3 protein-coding genes and 1 pseudogene are annotated in these 5,209 nt (G+C 47.0%); all 4 read left to right on the top strand.

Annotated features, from left to right (window positions below; all coding sequences use genetic code 11):
* Positions 1-375: 375 nt before the first annotated feature.
* Complete coding sequence (locus tag ACN0TS_RS19160) at positions 376-885, top strand: hypothetical protein (RefSeq protein ID WP_417260902.1); 510 nt, start codon at positions 376-378, stop codon at positions 883-885.
* A 62-nt stretch (positions 886-947) separates the two neighbouring features.
* A pseudogene (locus ACN0TS_RS19155) lies at positions 948-1,843 on the top strand (IS481 family transposase).
* 1,011 nt (positions 1,844-2,854) lie between these two features.
* The gene (locus ACN0TS_RS19150) at positions 2,855-3,538 is read left to right on the top strand and encodes a hypothetical protein (RefSeq protein WP_417260901.1); all 684 of its coding nucleotides are present in this window, start codon (positions 2,855-2,857) and stop codon (positions 3,536-3,538) included.
* Positions 3,539-3,647: 109 nt separating this feature from the next.
* On the top strand, positions 3,648-4,850 hold the full coding sequence (locus ACN0TS_RS19145) for an O-antigen ligase family protein (protein WP_417260900.1): 1,203 nt from the start codon (positions 3,648-3,650) through the stop codon (positions 4,848-4,850).
* Positions 4,851-5,209 lie beyond the last annotated feature (359 nt).

Raw genomic sequence — 5,209 nt, 5'->3', positions numbered from 1 at the left:
CAGGCTCATAACCTGAAGGTCGTAGGTTCAAATCCTACTCCCGCAACCAAAATAATACAATAATATCAAATACTTACGCCCCGCAATCGCGGGGCCGTTTGCGTTTCTATTCCGCCAATGGAAGCACCGTGGAAGCAAACCGAGGCGATGTGAGGGGTTGCTTTTGGGTAACAGTGTCGAGTGTTCAGCTTCATTTAACTCTGCGATATAGGGGGGTGCGGTTAGTATTGTAGCTACGTTTTGTTTACGATGCTCACATTGGGGACCACCCAACAGATGTGTGTCAAATTTCCGTATTGCTATGGCTGACTCTTGGGCTCTATTGTGTGATTGTACGGAGTTTCTGCTACGCTTTGAATTAAGGAGCGTTTTTCATTGTCATCACTTGTTCCAGAACTGCTGGAACGTCACCGCAGACTAACTCTTTCGGATGCAAATGAGGCTGAGACGAGATTAAAGCTAATCGACCGAATTATTTTTGAGGTTCTGGGTTGGGGGCATGATGACACTAGCGTTGAAGAGCGGGTAAGTGAGGACGGCAACACTTCATATTCGGATTACGTCCTTAGGACAGGATTTTCTTCGCTGGTGGTTGAGGCAAAAAGGTCTGGGCGTGCCGACTTAATAGTAAGTGACAAGCGTAAGACGCTATTGAATAGAAAGTTGGTGAGCGGAGATACAGGAGCAGCCATTGTGCAGGCTCGTGATTATGGACGAAAGCTCTCTATTCCATTTGCAGTGGTAACCAACGGTGATCAATGGATTATTTTTCCAGCCACGCGAACTGACGAAGTGCCTTTCGAAAAATCCAGTGCGATTGTTTTCCCAAATATTCAGCCAGCTCTTGAGCGCGATTTTTCGGACTTTTATGATTTTCTTTTGTAGATATGCCCGGACTCTCGGGACACTTCCTGTAAATTCCCTGATTTGGGATGGAAGAAGTATTCATGACCAACGAAGATCGCGAGATTCAGCGCAAAGTTAAAGTGCTCCAACACGCCGAGAAGATCGGCAATGTACACAAAGCATGCCGTTATTTTGGGATCGGCAGGTCAAGTTTTTCTAGATGGCGTGAAGCATATCAAAAGCATGGCGAAGCTGGCTTGAAAAACGCCAAATCTATTCCAAAGAATCCAGCCAACCAGACGCCGCCAGAGATCGTAGATAAGGTACTATATCTGCGCCGCAAATATCACCTCGGACCAATCAGGATCGTCTGGTATTTGGCGCGCTATCATGGCATTAAAATCTCGGATTCCGGCGTCAACCGTATCCTCAAGCGCAACGGTCTTAACCGGCTGCCAGAGGCACACGAATGCGCAAATTGCACACCAAGAGATATCAAAAGCAGGTGCCAGGACATCACATCCAAGTGGACGTTAAGTTTCTGACCTTCAAAGGAAAAGGCGGCAAAAAGGTTCGTCGTTTCCAATATACCGCAATTGATGATGCGACCAGAGTTCGCGCTCTCAAGGTCTACGAGAAGCACACGCAAGCAAACGCCATCGACTTCATTGACCACATCATCGAAAAGTTCCCATTCCGCATTCGCGAGGTTCGAACTGACAACGGCCATGAGTTCCAAGCCAAATTCCATTGGCACGTCGAAGATCTCGGCATCAGGCACGCCTACATAAAGCGCGGCACACCGCAATTGAACGGCAAAGTCGAGCGATCCCACCGTTCCGATCAGCAGGAATTCTATCAGCTACTCAGCTACAAAGGTGACGTCGATCTCGAGGCCAAACTCGACGAATGGGAACGGTTTTACAACTTCGTCAGACCGCACGGCGCACACAACGGCAAGACCCCTTACGAAGCTCTCAGAGACAAGCTACACTAACACCGCAAGTGTCCCGCGAGCTTGCCCTGGTTACATGCGACGATACTTCATTCAAAACACTCCATCTTTTCCTAAAGATTAAAGTGTTGCATCGACCGGTTGAGACCACCTCAAAAAGCAGACAATCAAACAACGCCGCTTGCAACATCAAAAACAGGCCGCATAATCTATCACACAAACGAGCCAGAGCCTCCAATGCTCAAGCCGCTCTGACGTCCAACTTTATATGACGACGGACACTTCTTTCTCGAGAGGCTGTGATTGGGGGGCTCTTGAAACTGAATTACTGGGGCGGATAGAAGATCAGACAGATGGTCGTCGGTTGAACCAGTACTTTACAACTGGATTTTCGAAACTGTCTCGCAATAGCATTTTCCACCTAATCGAAAACGAAATTTCAACCGTGTTTTCAGAGGATATTATCTCATCTGATCCGAAACTCTTTTCTAAAGCCTATGTAGAGACACCAGAGCGTCTGCGATACGATAAACGCATAGGAATGCATCTGTCGAAGCGTCAGAATGTAGCTCCGAAAGCGCCTCTAGAAGCGATGTCTCGACAAGGACGAAGTGCGATATCAGGTGCAATTGAACGTACCGCGGAGTCGGTAAGACCCCTTGCCTGGGCGACCATAACGATCATCCAACAGGTAGTGAGACGACATCTCTGTGAACATCTGCGTTCGGCGACGGCGGCCATCTGCTTCAATCATTGCAACCAAGAAGCTGTCGTTGTCGTAAACCACCGACAGTGGCCCAATTGTGCACCGCCCTTGACAGATTCTGGGACAAGTTTCCACATATGGTCCACGGATGGGAGCCCTGGATGCGCGACTACAGGGTGCGAAATGATGGGAACCCGCCTAGGTTGTGTTCGAAAACCGATAGATATCTCTATCCAAGCGAGCTAAACACATTCTGACACTGGAATTGGCTCGAAAAGCCCGTTGTCTACCAACTCACATCCGGGCAAAGTGAAACTGAGGTTCAGTTCAGGAGTATCAAGAGAAGTATGAAGACCTGTGTTTTCATGTCCTGCAATATGGGCTACCTGAACTATGCCAATTTTATTGCATGGTTTTTACAGATTGAAAGCCAAGAACGCTTGGAAATTGGTATTTGCTCGGACGATTTGGATGTCGGCAATCATGTACCTGTTGGCGTTCGCTTCCTTTACCTCCCTGATGTGGGAATTTTCAAAACGATCATCTCGATTGATCGCCTGAGTTGCTACTCATATCGCCGCCTTCCGGCAATTGAACTCCTCTCGAAAGAATACGACCGCGTTCTGTACATGGACACAGATGCTTTGCTGCTCCACGACCAATCGCTATTGAACTTACTATTCCACAATAATTGGACCGAGCTTTCACCTGTTTGGAACTGGATGCCTAATTCCAAAGTCATACTTTGGGGCGAGTTTTTCGGCGCGCGACCGGTGCGCACCATCGGAGGCAAGAATATTTGGAATGACGTCGATGGCCGACTACCCAAAAGGTCTACGGCTGAATATAGGTATTATTGTCAGAGCGCAGCCATACTTCCACCGGATACTGTTGAAGATCACGACCGACCATATTTTCGATTCATGAAAAGTATAGCGCTGCAATTGTGGTATTTCATCAAAGCAAAACGAGTAACGTCGCGCTTCCTCGCAGATCACGTGACAATCCAAAACAGCCAAGAAATTATGTAAGGCTTTCTGCCTGAACTACCAAATGTTGCACCAATTCGGAGAAGATGACCTTGGGACTAACTATTAAAACAAAAAAGAATGGCGGTTTTTCCCACAAAGGCTCTATACAATGATTGAAAAGATTTTTTCACCACTTGCAAGCTACATTTTGCTTACCTTGACGATTTTTGGAACCGGCCTAGACACAAGCGTCGGTTTGAATTTTCTACTATTGTTCATGATGTTTTCAACCCTGAACATCTTTCTCAACAACACCGTAAAAGGCACAAACGCCGAGACATCCAAGATTGCTCTACCAGCCAAAATGTTCTTTGCATCTTACCTCGTTCTCACGATCTCCGAAGTTATCACAACCGGCCAAATTTATAGCGGGTTGCGCATTATGGTGAATTTCGCGCCTGTCGGGTTACTTCTCCCACTCGTTATACTAACCCAGAAAAACAGAATTGGCTTTCGATCACTACAAAGGGCGGTCGTTGGCGTTGCAATTTTGTACGCGGTTTTCGCAGCCTATGAAGTCTGGGTATTAGGAGTTGGAAGGGCTAGATTTGGATATAATCCTATCCCCCTCGGTATGATCGCGGTCCAATTTCTATTTTGGAGCTGCATATCGTCCCAGAACCTTCGAACGCCAGACATTGAATACACGATGGGCATTATCGCGGCATTTTGGGTCGTTTTCTTGACCGGTAGTCGAATGCCAATTTTTGTTGCAATCTTGATAGTCTTACTTTGGTTGCTATTTGGACGAGCCAAAAGAAACTACAAACTGGTGTCTCTTGTAGGGGTTGTCACCATACTACCTTTGCAACGGTTTTTTAATCATGAGGCTTATTCAGTTTTCGTAAACAGACTTGCAAGTCTGCTGTGGTGGTTTGACAAATCAGCGACGATTGAAACGGCTTCGTCAAGCTCAGGAATTAGCCGAATGGAGATTTGGCGCGTCGCATTGGGAATGATAAAGGACAAGCCATTGCTTGGCTGGGGAAGTCGACAAACTTTAGATCAGACGGTCCATGCAACATACGGCTCTCTTGATATCGCGGTAATACATTCTCATTTTCACAATGAGATAATTGACCTAACGGTTCGGTTTGGTTTGGTTGGCTCCTTAAGCGTCATTCTGGCTTATCTTAGTGTTTTCTGGATGGCTAAAAACTTAAAACAAGTCATTGTTATCGCGTTATTCCTGACGCAATTGTTCGTGCTGTCGTTGACTGACATAATCTTCATTCATAGCGTAACATTGAGTATGTTTGTCATCAGCTTTCTTATGATGTCGTTGTGGGTATTGTCTGAACATGAAAAGTAAGTCTTGTCAGACGTCTGAAGTGGTCCTGCTTTATCGGACAGCGTGCTATGACGTATCCAACTTTGCTGTGATCCCTAAAAACGTCATCGTTTTGGTTAGAGTTTTCCGCTAGATTTTTCCTGAGCTGGGGTAGGAGTGGAAACGCATGAAGCATCGAAGTTCACGGACGCGCAGAATGCGTTCATTCTCAAGCAAGGCGAGGAAAGCACAACGGTTGCTGAGAGCTGTCGTAAGGCCGGCATCCGCTGCCCGACAGGGTCATGCGGCGCATGATCCCGGGAGGGGGCCAAGCTACGTACTTCAACTGGAGTGCAGGCGGAAAAAGAAAAGCGTCCAGTGGACGGTTTTCCCGCCAAACA

Source organism: Celeribacter sp. (assembly GCF_048266405.1).
GTDB lineage: Bacteria > Pseudomonadota > Alphaproteobacteria > Rhodobacterales > Rhodobacteraceae > Celeribacter.
The sequence above is the reverse complement of the archived record's forward strand: the minus strand, read 5'-3'. Positions and strand labels throughout refer to the sequence as shown.